The sequence below is a fragment of the Borreliella lanei genome (assembly GCF_014205895.1).
Lineage (GTDB): Bacteria > Spirochaetota > Spirochaetia > Borreliales > Borreliaceae > Borreliella > Borreliella lanei.
The window spans coordinates 72,592-90,637 of record NZ_JACHFC010000001.1 but is presented as its reverse complement, the minus strand read 5'-3'; the positions used below and the strand labels follow the sequence as shown (position 1 = coordinate 90,637).

At 27.8% G+C, this 18,046-nt stretch carries 18 protein-coding genes and 1 tRNA gene; 17 read left to right on the top strand and 2 right to left on the bottom strand.

The features are described from left to right. Positions 1 to 31 precede the first annotated feature (31 nt). The 16 genes from HNQ06_RS00360 to HNQ06_RS00285 all read left to right on the top strand — a co-directional run bounded on the left by HNQ06_RS00360 (position 32) and on the right by HNQ06_RS00285 (position 12,307). Positions 32 to 562, top strand: a complete 531-nt coding sequence (locus HNQ06_RS00360; protein ID WP_184106842.1) for an adenine phosphoribosyltransferase — start codon at positions 32 to 34, stop codon at positions 560 to 562. Between the two features lie 56 nt (positions 563 to 618). After that, a complete protein-coding gene (rplU, locus tag HNQ06_RS00355) occupies positions 619 to 930 on the top strand; it encodes a 50S ribosomal protein L21 (protein WP_184106840.1) in 312 nt (103 codons plus the stop codon). Between the two features lie 5 nt (positions 931 to 935). Further along, the gene (locus tag HNQ06_RS00350) at positions 936 to 1,256 is read left to right on the top strand and encodes a ribosomal-processing cysteine protease Prp (protein WP_184106838.1); all 321 of its coding nucleotides are present in this window, start codon (positions 936 to 938) and stop codon (positions 1,254 to 1,256) included. After that, positions 1,256 to 1,501, top strand: coding sequence for a 50S ribosomal protein L27 (gene rpmA / locus HNQ06_RS00345; RefSeq protein WP_002656482.1), 246 nt, complete (start codon positions 1,256 to 1,258; stop codon positions 1,499 to 1,501). Before HNQ06_RS00350 ends, rpmA begins: the two co-directional genes overlap by 1 nt. Positions 1,502 to 1,527: 26 nt before the next feature. Further along, positions 1,528 to 2,514 (top strand): GTPase ObgE, encoded by a 987-nt coding sequence (gene obgE, locus HNQ06_RS00340; RefSeq protein ID WP_184106836.1) that lies wholly within the window; start codon positions 1,528 to 1,530, stop codon positions 2,512 to 2,514. Between the two features lie 79 nt (positions 2,515 to 2,593). Continuing rightward, a complete protein-coding gene (gene nadD, locus HNQ06_RS00335; protein WP_184106834.1) occupies positions 2,594 to 3,175 on the top strand; it encodes a nicotinate (nicotinamide) nucleotide adenylyltransferase in 582 nt (193 codons plus the stop codon). After that, positions 3,172 to 4,356, top strand: coding sequence for an LCP family protein (locus HNQ06_RS00330; RefSeq protein WP_184106832.1), 1,185 nt, complete (start codon positions 3,172 to 3,174; stop codon positions 4,354 to 4,356). Before nadD ends, HNQ06_RS00330 begins: the two co-directional genes overlap by 4 nt. After that, positions 4,331 to 4,681 carry a ribosome silencing factor gene (gene rsfS, locus HNQ06_RS00325; RefSeq protein ID WP_184106830.1) on the top strand — a complete coding sequence of 117 codons (351 nt, stop codon included), beginning with the start codon at positions 4,331 to 4,333 and terminating at the stop codon, positions 4,679 to 4,681. Before HNQ06_RS00330 ends, rsfS begins: the two co-directional genes overlap by 26 nt. 113 nt (positions 4,682 to 4,794) lie before the next feature. Next, complete coding sequence (gene spoVG / locus HNQ06_RS00320) at positions 4,795 to 5,088, top strand: DNA-binding protein SpoVG (RefSeq protein ID WP_184106828.1); 294 nt, start codon at positions 4,795 to 4,797, stop codon at positions 5,086 to 5,088. 64 nt (positions 5,089 to 5,152) lie between these two features. Beyond that, positions 5,153 to 5,224 (top strand) — tRNA-Gln (locus HNQ06_RS00315). Positions 5,225 to 5,246: 22 nt separating this feature from the next. Further along, positions 5,247 to 5,795, top strand: a complete 549-nt coding sequence (locus HNQ06_RS00310) for a 50S ribosomal protein L25/general stress protein Ctc (protein WP_184106826.1) — start codon at positions 5,247 to 5,249, stop codon at positions 5,793 to 5,795. Between the two features lie 4 nt (positions 5,796 to 5,799). Next, on the top strand, positions 5,800 to 6,366 hold the full coding sequence (gene pth, locus HNQ06_RS00305) for an aminoacyl-tRNA hydrolase (RefSeq protein WP_184106824.1): 567 nt from the start codon (positions 5,800 to 5,802) through the stop codon (positions 6,364 to 6,366). Next, a complete protein-coding gene (gene tilS / locus HNQ06_RS00300; RefSeq protein ID WP_184106822.1) occupies positions 6,366 to 7,688 on the top strand; it encodes a tRNA lysidine(34) synthetase TilS in 1,323 nt (440 codons plus the stop codon). The genes pth and tilS overlap by 1 nt, the downstream gene beginning before the upstream one ends. After that, a complete protein-coding gene (gene ftsH / locus HNQ06_RS00295; protein ID WP_184106820.1) occupies positions 7,685 to 9,604 on the top strand; it encodes an ATP-dependent zinc metalloprotease FtsH in 1,920 nt (639 codons plus the stop codon). The genes tilS and ftsH overlap by 4 nt, the downstream gene beginning before the upstream one ends. A 10-nt stretch (positions 9,605 to 9,614) precedes the next feature. Further along, entirely contained in the window at positions 9,615 to 11,096 is a 1,482-nt protein-coding gene (locus HNQ06_RS00290) for a hypothetical protein (RefSeq protein WP_184106818.1), read from the top strand. Positions 11,097 to 11,203: 107 nt separating this feature from the next. After that, positions 11,204 to 12,307, top strand: a complete 1,104-nt coding sequence (locus tag HNQ06_RS00285) for a thymidine kinase (protein ID WP_184106816.1) — start codon at positions 11,204 to 11,206, stop codon at positions 12,305 to 12,307. On the opposite strand, the gene HNQ06_RS00280 is transcribed toward HNQ06_RS00285, so the two are convergent. Both HNQ06_RS00280 and tmk read right to left on the bottom strand, forming a co-directional pair. Further along, positions 12,304 to 12,933, bottom strand: a complete 630-nt coding sequence (locus HNQ06_RS00280) for a hypothetical protein (RefSeq protein WP_184106814.1) — start codon at positions 12,931 to 12,933, stop codon at positions 12,304 to 12,306. The two genes, HNQ06_RS00285 and HNQ06_RS00280, sit on opposite strands and share 4 nt — an antisense overlap. A gap of 13 nt (positions 12,934 to 12,946) precedes the next feature. Beyond that, positions 12,947 to 13,555: a dTMP kinase gene (tmk, locus tag HNQ06_RS00275; RefSeq protein ID WP_184106812.1), complete on the bottom strand. Its 609-nt coding sequence runs from the start codon at positions 13,553 to 13,555 to the stop codon at positions 12,947 to 12,949. 82 nt (positions 13,556 to 13,637) lie between these two features. On the opposite strand from tmk, the gene HNQ06_RS00270 reads away from it, so the two are divergent. Further along, positions 13,638 to 18,038 carry a translocation/assembly module TamB domain-containing protein gene (locus HNQ06_RS00270; RefSeq protein WP_184106810.1) on the top strand — a complete coding sequence of 1,467 codons (4,401 nt, stop codon included), beginning with the start codon at positions 13,638 to 13,640 and terminating at the stop codon, positions 18,036 to 18,038. Positions 18,039 to 18,046 lie beyond the last annotated feature (8 nt).

The following is an 18,046-nucleotide window of genomic DNA, read 5'->3' as shown; positions in this document are numbered from 1 at the left end:
TATATAAGCATATAGATGGGATAAGTAGGTTATGAAAAATAAGACAGAGTATTATGATCAGTTTATTTCAAAAATACCCGATTTTCCTAAAAAGGGTGTTCTTTTTTATGATATTACTAGTGTTTTGTTAAAGCCCGAAGTTTATAGTTCATTAATAAATGAGGTATATTCTTTTTATAATTTTAAAAAGATTGATTGCATTGCAGTTGTTGAGTCTAGGGGATATTTGATAGGTGCTCCTTTGTCTTTAAAAATGCAACTTCCTCTTGTTTTAATTCGAAAAGAGGGCAAATTGCCCAGAGAGGTTTTTAGTGAAGAGTATGAGCTTGAATATGGTTTTGGGAGAATAGAGGTGCACAAAGATGATGTTAGGACTTATTCCAATATTCTTTTAATAGATGATATATTAGCTACTGGTGGAACTTTAAAGTCTTCTGCAATTTTACTAGAGAGAGCAGGAGGTAAAGTTAAAGATATTTTTTGTTTTATTGAGCTTTGTGGTATTAATGGTAGGCAAAGTCTTGAAAGTTATGAAGTCAATTCCCTTGTAAGGTATAATTAGTTTAATGCTTGACTTTTCTTTTTTATTAAATTTACAATGTTTAGTTGAGGTAATATATGTATGCATTGGTAGAAATAAATGGCAAGCAGTATAAGGCTATTGAAGGTGAATTTTTAAAAATAGATAAAATTTCTCCCATTGAAAAAGATAAGTTAGAATTTAATAGTGTTTTGCTTATTAATAAAGACGGAGAGGTTAAAATAGGAAAGCCTTATGTTGTAAATTCTCTTATTAGATGTACCTATAAAGAAGATAAAAAAGATAAAAAGGTTGTTTCTTACAGATATAGAAGAAGAAAATCAAGTGAGAGAAAGGTTGGGCACAGACAAACCTATTCTTATATTTTGGTTGATGAAATAGTTTTTTAAGTATATTGATTAATGTTTTGGTAAAAGTAAAAGACGATGTGATCATTTATCTTTTAGCCAATGGTCATGCTATAAGTAAGAATAATGTTAACGTTGTTTGTTCTTCTTTTTCTTTTATTTTGAGAACCTTTTTTAGCGTTCTTGATCTTGAGGGTGAGGCTTTTGTTGTGAAAAATTCAAAAAGAGGTTATTTAGAATTTAAGCCCTTTTTTAAGGATTTGAGCAAAGAAAGTCTTTTTTATTATAGTAGGTTTTTAATTAGAGGCATAAATGATTTGTGCTTTGAGTATCCTGATGATATTAAATTAGTTTTGGAGGAAAATTAATGGCAACAAGTAAAAGTGGTGGTAGTTCAAAAAATGGACGAGATTCTATATCCAAGAGACTTGGAGTTAAAAGAAGCGGTGGTCAGTTTGTTAAAGCTGGAGAAATAATTGTTAGACAAAGAGGTACAAAATTCCATAAAGGTAAAAACGTTGGCCTTGGAAGAGATTATACAATATTTGCGCTTTCATCTGGTAAGGTAGAGTTTAAAACTTTAAAGGGACGAAAATATGTAAGTATTGTTTAGCTTTAATTGAAAAGATCGGAGAAAGTTTGTATAACTTTAAGGACTCTGTAAATATAACGGTAGTTTCGGGCAATGGTGGTTCTGGGTGTGTTTCTTTTTTAAGAGAAAAGTTTAATGCAAAAGGTGGTCCAGATGGTGGAAACGGTGGGAGTGGCGGAAGTGTAATTTTCAAGGTGAGAGAAAATCTCAGCACCTTATCTTTTTATAAAAATGGTCATGTGCTTTGTGCCGAAAATGGTAAACCTGGAATGGGTTTTAAAAGAAGTGGCGCTAATGGTAAGGATTTAGTTCTTTTTGTTCCCCCAAACACAGAAGTTTATAATGAAAATGATGGAACTCTTTTGTGTAGGCTTAAAAATTTAAATGATGAATTTGTTGTTTTAAAAGGTGGCAGAGGTGGGCTTGGTAATTGGAATTTTAAAACTTCAGTTAGAAGAACGCCAAGGTTTGCTCAGCCTGGAGAATCGGGCAATAGCTTGAGCGTGCGTCTTGAGCTTTTTTTGGTAGCAGACATTGGGCTTGTTGGTTTGCCTAATGCTGGTAAATCTTCTCTTCTTAATAGAATAACTTCGGCCAAATCTAGGGTTGCAAATTATCCTTTTACAACAAAGATTCCTCATCTTGGCATGCTGAGGCGTTCTTATAATGATTTAATTATTGCAGATATTCCTGGAATAATTAAAGGTGCTAGCTTTGGAGTAGGGCTTGGGACTAAATTTTTAAAACATATTGCTAAAACTAAAATTTTAGCTTTGGTTATTGATATTTCTGAAGCAAATTTTTTGGATTCATACAGCATTCTTTTAAATGAATTGCAATCTTATAGCCATGAGCTTTTTAATAAAAAAAAAATTATTATTGCCAATAAACTTGATTTGGATGGTTCTGAAAAAAATTTTGATTGCTTGATAAAAATATTAGGAAAAGAAAAGGTTATTGGCATATCTATTTATGAGAATAGAGGAATTGATGAACTTATTAAAGAATTTTTTATTTTGGCTAAAACTTTTTAATAAAATTGATTTTTATTGTAGGCTTTTTTATTTTTAAGACTTGGTTTTTGGATATCAGATTTGATTTAGGAAAGAAATCGTGAGAATTGCAATATTGGGGGGTACTTACAATCCAGTCCATATTGGACATATTTTTTTGGCTAAAGAAATAGAGTATTTATTAAATATTGATAGGGTAATATTTATTCCTACTTGTAATCCAGCTCATAAATTGATTGAGGAGGATGTTAGTGTTAACAATAGAATAGATATGCTCAAGCTTGCATTAGAGAATGAAGATAAAATGTTTATAGATGATTGCGACATAATAAATGGTGGTATAACTTATACCGTTGATACTATTTCTTGTGTTAAAAAAAAATACAAAAACGATAAACTTTTTTTAGTTATTGGTGATGATCTTTTTCAAAATTTTGATTCATGGAAAGATCCCCAAAGCATTGTAAACTCCGTTGATCTTGTTGTTGCTCACAGAATCTACAAAGAGAGACTTAAAAGTTCTTTTAAGCATATTTATATAGATAATAAAATAATACCGATTTCCTCATCAGAGATTAGAAATAGAATTGCAAATGGATTTCCTGTCAGCTATTTATTACCTTTTGGTGTGTTAAAATACATTAAAGATAATAATTTATATGTTAAAAAGGTAAATATTTGAGAAAGGATTTAATTTTTTTATTTTTAATTGTTCTGATAATAGCGAGTGTAGTAATTTTTTTTATTAGAAGTTCGAAAAAAGAGTTGGTTTACTTCGAGCTTAATACAAAGAGCAATATTAGTTTTTTGTTTCTAATAGAAGATCTTCATAAAAACCTTGTAAGTATGCAAGAAATTTTTATTAATATGAAAACAGGAAATATTGGGTTTTTAGATATTCCAATTCATACTGGATATGAAGATTTAAAAGGGAATATATCTTGGTTTAAAGATCTTTATAAAAAAAATTCTTTTAATAAGTTTCTATCTAAAATTTATACACAATTATCTCATGAATCAGATTATTATATTCGTTTCCAAAAAGAAAATTTTGTCAAACTTATTGATTATTTAGGAGGAGTTAGACTTCTTGTTAAAAACCCAGTAAAAGTTTATAGTTTCGAGGATTCTATTTTAATACCCTCTGGTACCTCTAATTTTGATGGTGATAAGGCGTATGATTATTTGAGATATTTTAATGATGTTAATCAGTTTGAAGAGAGAGTTGAATTTTTTAAAGAGTTTTTTAAAAGACTTCTTTTTCAAATTTCAGATTTTGGCATTGAAAATGACAATTTTTTTAAAATATATTCCATGTTAGATACTAACCTTTCAGAGGTTGTTTTTAAGTATATTGTTAAAAATTATAAAATAAATAATGATAAAATTATTTCTATTAATATTAAAGGGCAAGAAGAGATTTTTAAAGATAATGATAATAATTTAATAAAGGTGGTTTTTCCTTATTATGGGGGTGCTATTTTAAAAGAATCGGTGGATAAATTGAACAAAGAGCTTGTTAATGAAGGCGCAGAAGAGATAGTAAAGATTGTTGTTTTAAATGGAACAAAAGTTGTTGGGCTTGCAAAAAAAACAGCAAATATTTTTAATTCTTTAAAATTTAAAGTTTTAAAATTTGGTAATGCAGATAAAAATTCTTATAAAAATACCTTGATTATAAATAATTCGGATAATTTAGAAATGGCTGTTAGGGTTGGAGAGGCAATTAAAACCTCAAATATTAAGCCAATTTCTGAGGTTCAAACTAAAAAATTGTTAGAGCTTGATAATCTTGATATTAATCCTGATGTAATAGTTATTTTAGGAGATGATTTTGATGGAAGATATGTTAAAAGTAAATGATATTAATGATTTATGTAAAATAATAAGTGATTTTAATGGAATTGATGTTATAGGCATTAATGTTAGTGATATTTGTAATTGGACTGATTTTTTTATAATAGCTACTTTTGTATCATTTAAGCAAATGGAAGCTTTATATATTGATAAGATAGTTAAATTTTTTAAAGAAAAAAAAATTAATCTTAGTGTTCAAGGAAAAGGGCTGGTTTATGACTGGACTGTTGTTTCGGGTGCAAATTTGGCAATTCATTTAATGAGCGAAAAGTCTAGGGAATACTATGAGCTTGAAAAAATATGGTCCAAAGGAATTATTATTTATCCTTAATTACTGTTTAATTGAAATTAATTAAAAAAACTAAAAATATCATAAAAATATGTTTACAAAAAATAGAAAATATTTTAGATTTAAGTTATGTACTTTTTGCGGGAGGCTTATAAGTGGATATTACAGACATAAGGATTAAGAAAGTTGATAGTAAAAATTCTGGTTCTAAATTATTGGCATATGTTGCAGTTACTTTTGATAACTGTTTGGTTCTTCACAATATTAGAGTTATTAAAGGGCAAAAGGGAGTATTTATTGCTATGCCTAACAGAAGAACTAGAGTCGGCGAATATAAAGACATTGTACATCCTATTAGTCAGGATTTTAGAAAAGCTTTGCAAAGTTCTATTTTTAAGGAATATATAAGAGAAAATCCAGCCGATCTTGAACTTGAATTAGATTTTTAGATAATTGTTGACAAAGCTCGTTGTATCTTGTATGCTTGTCAATTGTAAGTATTAATAAGGTATTTGGGACGTCGACAAGTGGTAAGTCAACTGGTTTTGGTCCAGTCATTCGAGGGTTCGAATCCTTCCGTCCCAGTATTTTACATTAGGAGTTTTTTGTGGAAAGTAGCAGGATTTTAAGTTGTCAATATAGATCAAGCTTTGGATCTTCTAATGCTCGCAGAATAAGAGCTAAGTGTGAAATACCGGCTGTTGTTTATGGGCAAGGCAATGATGTTTCACACTTGAAAATTAAGAGTAGTGAGTTTAATAAGAAATTTGCAAAATTTACGGATAATACTGTCTTAATATTAGATGATGGTAAGCTTGAAAGATGCGTTTTTGTTAAAGATGTTGCAGAAAATATTGCCAGCAAGCTCATTTATCATATTGATTTTTACGAAGTAGACAGAAATGTTGAGCTTGAAAAATATGTTCCTATTAAGCTTGTTGGAGCTTCTGTTGGGGTTAAAGAGGGTGGAATTTTGACTGTTTTAAAAGAGCAGGTTAAGGTAAGGTCTTTACCCTTGGATTTGCCAGAATTTATAGAGCTTGATTTGACTCCCGTTAATAAAGGGGATAGCGTTCTTCTTAAAGATCTTGTGTTGCCTTCTAATGTTAGGCTTGCAGAAAATGACGAGAATTTGGAAGTTGTTATTATAAAGTGATTTTATGGGGTTGTTGATACTTGGATTAGGAAACCCTGGATTAGAATTTTCTTTAACTAGGCATAATGTTGGTTTTTCTCTTTTGGATAAAATTGTTTCTAAAAACGGCCTTTTTTTAAAGAGAAAAAAAAAATATGAATATTCAGAATTAAAAATGATTTCTGGAAGAGTAATTTTGGTGAAGCCATTGACCTATATGAATCTAAGTGGGTCTTTATTTCCTTCAATATTTTCAGATTTTTATATGTGTATAAAGAATTTATTAGTGGTTCTTGATAATGTTGATCTTCCTTTGGGAAAATGCAGGCTTAAAGAGCGAGGTGGTGTTTCTACTCATAATGGTCTTAGGTCAATTTCAAGTGTTCTTGGAAGCTCTAACTATAGTAGACTTTATATTGGGGTTGGGAGCAATGTTATGGGTGATATAAAGAGCTTTGTTCTTTCTAAATTTTGCAATGATGAAATGGATAGGCTTGAAAAATTGTATGATTTTTTAAGTGATGAGCTAATTGATATTAGCGAATCAAATTTTAAGAGCAAGGTTCAAAAAATTAATTCTAGTAATTTTTAATGCATTTTTTAGACGATAACATACAAATTAAAATAGATAAGTTTTATAAAAAAAATTTTTTAAATAAAAATCGGGTTATTGTTGCTTTTTCTGGTGGGGCTGATTCTACGGCTTTGTTATTAAATTTAAAATATTATTTGAGCAATAATGTTATTGCATTTTATTTTGCTCATTTTATTAGATCTAATAATGAGCAAAATAAAGAGATAGAGCATGTAAAGGGGTTTTGTGATCTTTACAATATTGCTTTACAAATTGAAAAATGTGATATAGATATAAAAAGCGAATCAGCTAGATTAGGAGTATCTATTGAAGAGCTTGCAAGGAAATTCAGATATGCTGCTTTAGAAAATGCTCTTAAAGAAAATGGTGCAAATTATATTGCACTTGCTCATAATGAAAACGATCAAATTGAAACAATAATTATGAGATTTTTTCAAGGATCTTTTTTGGATGGTCTTTCGGGTATTCCTGATGTCAATAGAAACATTATAAGACCCTTGCTTGAGGTTTCAAGACTAGAAATTGAAAGTTTTTTATCTTTGAATAATATTGGTTTTTTTGTTGATAGTACAAATGCTCAAAATTTATATCTAAGAAATAGGGTTAGAAATAATTTACTACCTGCTATAAAAAAGGTTTTTAAAGGATATGAAAAATGCCTTAAAAGAATATCTGAATTTTCAAAGGAATTTGCGGATTATTTTGAAAAAGATGAATTTTTTCCTGTTGAGAAAGGCAAATATTATTATTCTTTTGATTTGAAAACTTTATTAGATTTTCCTAAGTATTTGGTGTTTAGATTGATTTTTAAAATTTTAAATTCAGAAGGAATTGTAGCCAAAGTTTCTTATAAAGCTCTTAATGAAGTGTTTAAGGTAGAGATTAATAAAAAGAAAAATAATGTTTTGTTAAAAACCAATGATTTTTTTTTAGAAAAAAGGCATAATAAGATTAATTTAATTTTTAAAAGGGATGAAAAATTTTACAAACCTTTTGATTTTATTTTGGAAGTTGGTAAATGGCATAGTTTATCTTTAGGTAAGATTTTGCTAAAATATTTAGAGTGTAATACAGCTTCTGTATCAAAATTAAAATGTTGTTCTTATGAGTTTAGGTATAAATTTTTTAAGGATAAATTGAAAGCAAAAAAATTTTTTTCTAAGTTTATAAGGTGTAATCCGGTTTATTTAATGTTGTTAGCATTAGATAATAGGTTAATTGGGATTATTGATTTAAATACTTTAAACTTAGTATGGAGTGAAAAAAGCATTCTTAAAAAAATTAATATATCATTGATTGGAGGGCTTTTAAAGGAATGAATGGCAATAATAATATGAATAATAATGGAAAATCTAATAACAAAAAGAAGAATAAAAATTGGATTTTGGGACTTGTTGTTGTTTTTCTAATTTCAGCAATATTTATGTCATATTTTATAAGGGGGGGGGAAAGCTATAAAAATGTTCCTTATAGCACTTTTCAGAGCTATTTAGACAATGGTCTAGTTGAGTCTGTAGTTATAATTGATAAAAATTTGATTCAATTTGTTGTCAAGGGTTCTAACTTTGCAAAGTCTTATTTTTCTACTAGTATTCCCTATCTTGATATAAATCTACTTTCAGAACTAAAAAGCAAAAAAGTTGAGCTTAGCTCAGGGAAAAGTCAAGCTTCTCTGATTGGGGTTTTATTACAAACTTTGCCATGGATTTTATTTTTTATTTTCTTTTTCTTTATATTTCGTCAAACTCAAGGCGGTGGTGGAAAGGTTTTTACATTTGGGAAAAGTAATGCTCAAAAGTATGAAGCTGGAAAGAATAAAATCACCTTTAAAGATGTGGCTGGTCAAGAAGAGGTTAAGCAAGAGCTTCGCGAAGTTGTTGAATTTCTTAAAAATCCAAAAAAATTTGAAAAAATAGGTGCAAAGATTCCCAAAGGAGTGCTTTTAGTTGGTTCTCCGGGTACTGGCAAGACTTTGCTTGCCAAAGCTGTTGCCGGTGAGGCTGGGGTTAGTTTTTTTCATATGTCAGGCTCAGATTTTGTGGAGATGTTTGTTGGGGTTGGAGCAAGTCGTGTTAGAGATTTATTTGATAATGCTAGAAAAAATTCTCCATGTATTATTTTTATTGATGAGCTTGATGCTGTTGGTCGAAGTCGTGGTGCAGGGCTTGGCGGTGGTCATGATGAAAGAGAGCAAACTCTTAATCAGCTGTTGGTTGAAATGGATGGATTTGGAACGCATACCAATGTAATTGTTATGGCTGCCACAAATCGTCCAGATGTTCTTGACTCTGCTTTGCTTAGACCTGGACGATTTGACAGACAAGTAACAGTTTCTTTGCCTGATATTAAGGAAAGAGAGGCAATATTAAATATTCATTCTTCAAAAACAAAACTTTCAAAAGATATTAATTTACAAGTAATAGCAAGAGCTACTCCTGGAGCTAGTGGTGCTGATCTTGCAAATTTAATTAATGAAGGAGCCTTAATAGCGGCAAGGAATAATCAAGATGAAATTTTAATGAAGGATATGGAAGAGGCCAGAGATAAAATATTGATGGGGGTTGCAAAAAAATCCATGACTATTACTGATAGGCAAAAGCTTGAGACGGCTTATCATGAGGCAGGTCATGCTTTGCTTCACTATTATCTTGAACATGCTGATCCACTTCATAAGGTTACCATTATTCCAAGGGGCCGGGCACTTGGTGTTGCATTTTCTCTTCCAAGGGAAGATAGGCTTTCAATAAACAAACACCAAATTCTTGACAAAATAAAGATATGTTATGGCGGTTATGCTAGTGAGCAAATAAATTTAGGTGTTACAACAGCGGGTGTTCAAAATGATTTAATGCAAGCTACTAGTTTGGCTAAAAAAATGGTTACAGAGTGGGGAATGGGTGAAGAAGTTGGTCCAATATTTTTAGTAGACGATGAAGCACCTATTTTTCTTCCAAAAGAGTTTTCAAAGGCTAAAGCTTATTCTGAGAACACTGCTGATAAAGTTGACAGAGAGGTAAAAAGAATACTTGAAGAATGTTTAAAAGAGGCATCAGATATCCTTTTAAAACATAAGGATCAACTTGTTAAGCTTGCAAAAGAACTTGTTTTAAAAGAAACTTTGACAGATAAAGAAGTGAGAGAGCTTTTGGGTTTTGAAGCTAATAAAGATGAATATGATTTATTAGCGGCAGACTCTAATGCAAAAGAAGTAAAGGAGGAAGATACAAAAGGTTAGGTAAGTGTTTATGCTTTATTTAAAGATGGGTTTCATTCTTTTTATTTCTATAAACCTATATGCAATTTCAGTCAAAGAAGATGAAGATATTTCAAATATTCTTTTCAATGAGTCTAGAAATTTTTCCAATTTACAAAAAGGAAATGATTTAATTTATGGATCTCTTGATTTCAATTTGTTAGCTTCAGATGCTCTTTATGAGCTTTCATTAAAAGATAATGTTGCTTTAGCGGATAAAATTTATTTATTAAAAGAAGCAATTAATATTAATAACTTTAAAGTAGCAACTTTTAAAGAAGTATACACCTATTATTTTTCGTTGCTTTTAAGGCAAAATGAAAATAAAAGTATGTATGAAGAAATTATTACTTTGTATAGAAACTTAAATGAAGAATTGCAAATAGATAAAGATTTAATTTACATGAGGCTTGAAGCTTCTGGCAGACTTGAAAGTTTTGGAGATGATTTTAAAAAAATTTTATTTAAAGCTTTTTCTTTATATGGTAATGATTTTTTATTTTTTAAGTGGTTTTTGAAAGAAGATAGGTTTTTTTTTAGCATTTTTAATACTATTAGATCAAAAGAAGACTTTTTCTTTACAACCGAAAACATTAATTATATATTTAGAAATTCAAATTTTAATTATGACAATTCTGTTTCTTTATTTTCTTTTCTTAAAGGCAAAATTAAAGAATATAAGGGAATTCACGGTATTTATTTTTTAAAATATAAACTTTTAGATCCTGCCGAAGCTTATAGAATTTTTAAAAAATTTCCTCCTAAGACAATAAATGAATACAAAATGTTTTATGATCTTTTAGAAGATTACGACATGAAGAGTAAATTTTTAGAAGATTATAAAAGTTTGTCAGGAATTTATTGTATTGATAATAAAAATAATTTTGTCATACTCAAAGATGGAGTTTTAGTAGGTATTTTTTCAGGAATAGGAGATTTTGACAACAAATTTAGTTTAAATAGCGAATATTTTAATAAAATTTATTTTAAAGACAAGTCTCCAGTTTATTATGAGAATAGTTTGCTTGGTTATAAAATAAATTATTCTGTTTATCCTTATGTTGATATGATTGAGGTTCAATATCCTGGCAAAAGAGATGTTTATACCTTTGCTTTACATGCTTTTAAGTGCAATCTTTTTAACAATTTGGGTTACAATTTTAATAGTCTTGGGATCAGAGAGTTGTTCTTGATTGATATTAAAAATTTTTTTATGCCAAATGCTTTAAATTTATTTTTTGAAAAAACGTCTGTTTTAGATATTAGATCAAGCTTGATAAGTAAAAAAAAATATTTTGGATCTAATTTGGTAGAAATTAAAAATTATGTGGTTGGAAGTTTGGTTTCAATTTATAGAAAAGTTAATGGTTCTAAAAAATTTAATTATATTGAAATTTATGAAAAGAATAAACTAAAAATAAAGAAAGCTTTGTTAGATGATGATAATTTTGAAAGTTATTATTCTTTTGAATAATAACTTTCATAGAATTCTAAATAATCAATTTTTAGGCTTTTAATGATAATGTTTTTTTGTTGTTTTTATTTAGATAATTGAATTTTAATTTACTTTGGGGAGGATTTTTGGGTTTTTGTTTAGACTTTGCTAATAAAGAAGATACTAAATTAAATAACATTGTCTCTATTAGTCATTTTGATTTTAAAGTAAAAATAAACTTAATTCTTGTAGTTGGACCCATGGGAAGTGGAAAAACAGAATATGCTGCAAAAATTTATAAAGATTCGCTTGTTGTAAGAAAAAAATCTTTCAAGGTATTGGGTAATATTATTAAAGGAAATAGAAGCAGGGTTAATGTATTTTTTATTAGAAATTTTCTCGACAAGAGGAGATTTCAAGATTATCCAGAAAACGTGATACCATATAGAGGTGGCGGAAAAGATAAAATTGATGAGATTGGTTTTGCTAGCAACTCTTTTGATATTGAAAATTTAATAGCTTCTAATCCCAGTTGTGGCACTTTTATTATTGATGAGGCATGTTTTTATGATGAACGTTTAATTTTTGTTTTAAATAAAATTTCATTAAATGAGAATATTTTATTTATATTGCCTACACTGCTTTATAATTTTAGAAAAGAATCTTTTAATGATACTGCTAAACTTTTGGTAGAATATTCAGATAAGATTTATAAGCTTGGAGCTTATTGTGGGCATATTGATTGCATGGAAGAATCTTTTTTTTCGTATAGATATTATTTTTACAACAATAAAGAAATTCCAGCTCCTTATTTTGATCCTTTGCTTATTGTTGGTGGCGATGAAGAGATTGAATCTGCTATTTACCCAAATTACTCTACAAGATGTTCAATGCACCATTATCTTGTAGGCAAAGAATATTTTTTTTCTTTTTTAAAGCCATTTGCTTTGCTATATTCACAAGGAGATAAAGAATTTCTTGAAAATGAAGTTGTAGCGCTAAGCACCGATGTTGAAAATTCTAATTTTGTAAATTCTTTAGACAGTGAAAAAGCGTGTGAATTTAGAGCTGAAATTTTAAGAAATATTTTAGAACTGCCTTTTTTAGCAGAAAGAGCGTTAATAACGCTTTTCTCAGAATATAGTATTTTGAGTAAGGATAATTTTAAAGATCTTGTTTTTAAGTTTTCTTTAGATAAGGATTATATAAATAAAATTTTTTTTTCCAAAGAAGGCAAAGAGTTTTTTTAATAATAGTTTGGCCTTTGTTCAAAAAATGCTTTAGTTTCGTCAATTCTTAGTAGTTCTTTTTTAATAATATCATAGTAATTAAGCTCTTTAAGAGAAATTTTATGATATTCATCTTCCCAGTTTGTTATTCCATCGTTTTCTAGTTTAACAGATTTGTAATTTTCAAGTTTTTTGTGGTATTTTAGCGCTTCATTGTAGTAATTAATAGCCAATTTATATAATTTTTTTGATTTTTCTAGATTGGAAATAATTCCATTTTTTTCTGGAGTTTTGAAAAAATATAAATTTCTTGTGTCGAATAAATCTCCCAAATATAAATTTTGCTTAACTAGAAGCAAATTTACATGCATTTTGAAAAGAAGTTTATATTTTTCCCACTGCTTTTTCGTTTCTATTTTAGTTAGTGAGTATTTTGGATTACCAAATGGATATTTTAAGGCTTTTTGAAGAAAAAATATATTTTTTTTATAGTTTTCAGGTTTTTTTTTCATTTGAGAGTTAAAGATTACATACCACTGTTCTGCGTAATAAAATTTGGACGATGCATTTATTTTTACAACTGATACTAAAAGAAGTAAAATTAAATTCATTTGGAAGGTGGCGTTTTTAAAAATACAATTAAGCATATGATTAATTATATTAGAATTTTATTAGATTAAAAATTTTTTTTGCGTTTTTATCTAAATTATCTTTTATTGAATTGTTAATGTAAATCACATTAATTTTTTTTTCTAGTTTTTTAAATATTTTTAAATATTTTAGAGCAATTTGTTCAAAAGTTTTATATTTTTCAAGTTCAAAAAGATCACTTTGTGTTCTATTTTTTTGTATTCTTTCATAAGCTATGTTTGGGTCTGTTTCAATAAAGAATACTTTTTCAGGCAATGGAAAGTTTTTATTTAATTCATATCCCAATTTTCCTTGATAGGCAATTGATGAGAATAAATAGCGATCAGTTATTATTTTTGTGGATTTTGTGTTTAAAATTTCTAGTATGCCACCTTTTTTATATAAATGATCATGTCGATCTGCAGCATAAAGATATGCAAATGTTGATTCTTTTAAAGGATTTTCAAAATTCATTAATTGTTCTCTTATCATTTCTCCAATTATTCCGCTTGATGGTTCTTTTGTAAAATAATATCTTGATTCATTATTGCAAAGAGCTTTCAGTTTATTTGTGATGCTTGTTTTCCCGCTTCCATCAATTCCTTCTATGCAATAAAAATTTTTCAATATTTTAATCACAAATATTTTTTCTTCCTTTCTTTTGGTGTCAATAATTAGGTTATCGATAATTATTATATAATAATAATTATCGATAGAGTGTATGGATTTGTTGTTTTTGAGAAATAAGACATTTTTATTGTTGATTTTACCATTTTTCATTTTTGTTTTAATAATTTTTTCCATTAATCTATTTGTTCAAGTTCAAATTTATTCTGCAAAGTTTTTTGCTATAAAATATCTTGAATCAAAATTTGGCTTTAAGATTAAATATGATAAAATTTCACCGTATTTCTTATCATCAATCAAGATAGACGGTTTAGAGTTAAGCTTGGATGGAAAAGATAAAATATTAATAGATATCGTTAGGGTAGATTTAAATTTGTTTAAATTAATTTTGGGTGATGAAAACATTATTTTAAATGTTTATGTTAAAGGGAGTAATTTTAATTTTGATATAAACGACTTTAGTTTGTCTGGTGATTTAAATCCTAGCAATGCTTATCCTGATAATGGAAATGTAATTTTAAATAAAATTTTAAACTATCTTTATAGATTGAATATTAATTTAGAAAATATCAATATTAATATTAGGCTTAATAATGATAGTTGGTTGAATTTTAAAGTTAAAAATTTTTCCTTAAATACCGTAGATGAAGATTTTTTATTTAGCTCTGTAGTTGATTTTAGTACTGTTAAAAATTTAGAAATTGATTTACCGTCTGAAAGAGTTTATGATGGAATTTTTGATTCAACTTTCTATTTTGAGGGGAAATTCAAAAAAGGCTTTGAGGATGGCTATGTTAATTTTAGTTTTTTTGAATTTAAAACAAGTTATTTTTCTTTACTTGAGCAAGGGTTCCAAATAAATTATTCAAAAGGAAATTTAAAAATTTTTAATTTACGAAGAGAGAATTTTGATTTTAATTTAACTTATGACAAGGCTAATGGTTTTGTTCGATTAGATGCTTTATTTTTCAATGTTAATCTTTTAGATTGGATTAAGCTAAATAAAGGCTTTGAAATCTATAAAGATTATTTTGATATAAGTTTAAATGGTCAATTGGCATTTTCCTATGATTTTAAGGATAAAGATTTAAGATATGCAGGAATAATAGATTCATCTTTAAATGTAGATACCATAGGTAAAGAAGTTCAAGGCTTACAGCTTGAAATTAAGGGGGATGATAGGGTTGTAAGTATTAAGAATGCTTTTTTAAAGCTTAAAAGGGGGGTTGTAAGCTATAAAGGTTATTATTCTTTGAAAGATTTGCTTCCAATAGGACGTCTCAACTTTAAGTCCGCAAAAATTTTAAATTTTAATGATCTAAATGGGTATCTAGATTTTAATAAAGATAAAGATGTTTTTTTGGTTAAGTCTGATAATTTTAGTCTTGGAAATCTTGGTTTTCAAAATTTAAGTTTAAAAACTTATTTTTTAAAGGATAAAATTTTTGTTAACTATTTGGTTTATTTAGAAAATAAAAACTCTCAAATTTCTTTAAAAGGAGATCTTAATGATGAAGAATTTTCTTTAAGTTTAGGCATTAAAGAATTTCCTTTGCTTTTTTTAAAAGAAGTTATTCCCAGTTCTCACTTGATAAATTTTTTTCCCAAGACTTTATTCTCAGGTAAATATTTAAATTTGGTTTCTGATTTTAATTTAAATAAATTTGATTATCATAAAAATAAATTAAAAAAATTCAATTTCATGGTATTTTCAAAGTTGGACAATTTCAAATTTGTGTTTGATGCTAGTGGAGAAAAGAATTTTTACAAATCAAACAATTTTGATTTGCAGTACAATGATCACAATTTGCATTCCAGCTTGTTTGTTGAGTTATTTGAAGGTGGGCTTAATATTGGCACGAATTTTTCTTATTTGAACAAAGTTTATCCTTTGCATTTTAATGTTAATCTTAAAGATAGGTTTATTGTTGCCGAATCTCCTCTTGGTATTAAATTAGATTTTAATTATTTTGATTCTAAAATAGTTTATAACCTTAATTTTAATGATTTTAGAGTTTACAATAAAACTTCTGATCTTTTAATAAATATAAATTTTCATGGGAGCTATTTAGGTCTTAATGAAGATTTGAAATTTAAAATAGACGAGTTTAATATAATAAAAGCTTCTAAAATACCTGCCTATAATTTCAATTTTGGCTTTAAAGGCTTATATGAATATGATAAATTGTACATTTCTGATGTTAAACTTGTAAACAAACTTTCAAATTTGCAAGGATATGGACAATTCAATTTAAAAGATAATTTTAATGGAAGCTTGAATCTATTTTCTAGCTTAAATTCAGAACGATATTTTTTAGGGGTTAATTCCGATGAATATGGAAGTTATTTTTTGCTTAAATTTCAAGACTTAGATTTTAACAATTTTAATTCTTTGTCCCTTTTAGAAGGAAAGATTAATGGTAATTTTTTGCTAAATTTTAAAAAGAATGATTTTAAAAATTATTCTTTGAGTGGATATCTTGAGGCAGATAAATTAACCTTATTGGGCGTTCCCGTTAAGTTTTCTATGAATTTAGGATTGTTAGACAACAAGCTTAACATATATGATATAAAAGCCAAGCGCAATAAAAAAGAGTTTCTTACTGGGAGCCTAAGATATGACCTAATCAGTTCTATAGGCGTATCCAATATAGTTTTTAATAGCGACTTGCTTTCTTATAAGTTTAATGCAAATTTTAGAAATTTCCAAAGTGGAGTTGAAGAGCAATTTGGAGTTTTGAAAACCAAAACGGAGGGAGAATTTTTCTTTAGAGATATTAAATATAAAAATGAATTTTTATCCAATCTTACGATTGAATTTAGTAATGATTTTGAAAAATTTAATATGGTTTCGATTGATTATGACCTTATTAATGTTTTATACCATTATGGCAGTGGAGAATATAGCTTTATTTTAAAAGATTATTTGCCTCTTAGTTTTAATTCGTCAGGCAAAATAATTAAAAATAAAATTCTTGGAAATGTCAGAGATCTTAAATTTGATTCAAAAATAATCACCAAAGATTTTTTGGATTCACATTCTTTATTTAATGTTGACAATCATTTTATTCTTTACGATCTTATTTTAAATGGTGAATTTGATATTGATGGGGATTTGTATAATCCTAATATTAATGGAAGTTTAAATATTCAAAAAGGATCAATTAGCACTGAGTATTTAAGAGCTTCTAGAAAATTTGGTGGTGATAGAGCTTTAGAAATATTTGATATGCCAGTTGAAATTCAGGATAATAAAATCATTTTTAATAATGAGTTTAGCCTAGATCGATATTCTAAGATTTTTGTTTCTACTAGTTTAAATTTAAATTTTTTAAGTGATACTATTATTGATTATTACAAAATAGATATTAATGTGACTGGTAGAACGGGAGTTCCTATTAAATTTGACAAAATTGCCTTAAGCTTTACAGGTTATGCTTTAGGCGATTTTTCAATTGAAGGAAATGCTGATGAAATAATGTTTAAAGGCATTTTAAATATTTCAAATGCTTGGGTTTATTCTCTTGAAAGTTCTGTTGTTGATTTATTAATAAATCCTTTTAAGCGAGCAAAAAGATTGCAAACAGTTGATATTAATGTTCTAGATTTTGATATTTTAACTGATCTTGAGATAAATTTTGACAGCGGTGTTACTTTTCATTGGCCAGATAGTAATATTTCTTTTTTACAAGCTACTATTTCAAGAGGGGATAAACTTGTAATAAAATCTGACACAAAAACAGACGATTTTATTATTAAGGGGGATTTGAATATTGCAAGCGGCTTTGTTAATTATAATAATAAAAAATTTATCTTTAAAAGTGGCTCTTATATATCCTTTAATGAGAGCAGAACTAAATTTGATCCATGGATAAAAGCGGAGGCTACAAATACTATTAAGGATAGAAATGATAAACTGCTTGTTACAATAAGTATTGATAGTCCTTTAAGTTTATGGAAAATTGAGTTTATGTCTTATCCTTCTAGAAATGAGCAGGAGATTAAATATTTGCTTTCAGGCTCAACAATAGGAGGGGCTGAGGGAGGATTGCGATCGGCAGGGACTAATGCTGCTGAAATGGCAATTGGAATAGTAAGTGACATTGCTCTTGATTTTTTAATTCAACCCATTGAAGATTATATGCGTTCTGTATTAAACTTAGACTTGTTGAGTATAAAGACAGATATATTGAAAAATTCTATTAATAGTAATTTTTTCAAAATCGGGAATCCTACTTTTGTTGATGTTCTTGACAATACAAGTGTTAAGGTAGGTAAATATCTTGTTGAGGGTGTTTTTATTAGTGGGGGCTTTGGTTTTTTGAAAGAACAAATGACTCCTTTTTCAAAAGATTTAAATTTTGTTATCAATTTGGGTATTGAGTTTGATTCTCCATTTTTTTTGGTTAATTATGAGTTTGATTACAATTTTATGAAAAAAGGTTTAGATGGAATAGGAAATAATATAGGCATTTCTTGGAAATTTAAATATTAAATTGTTAA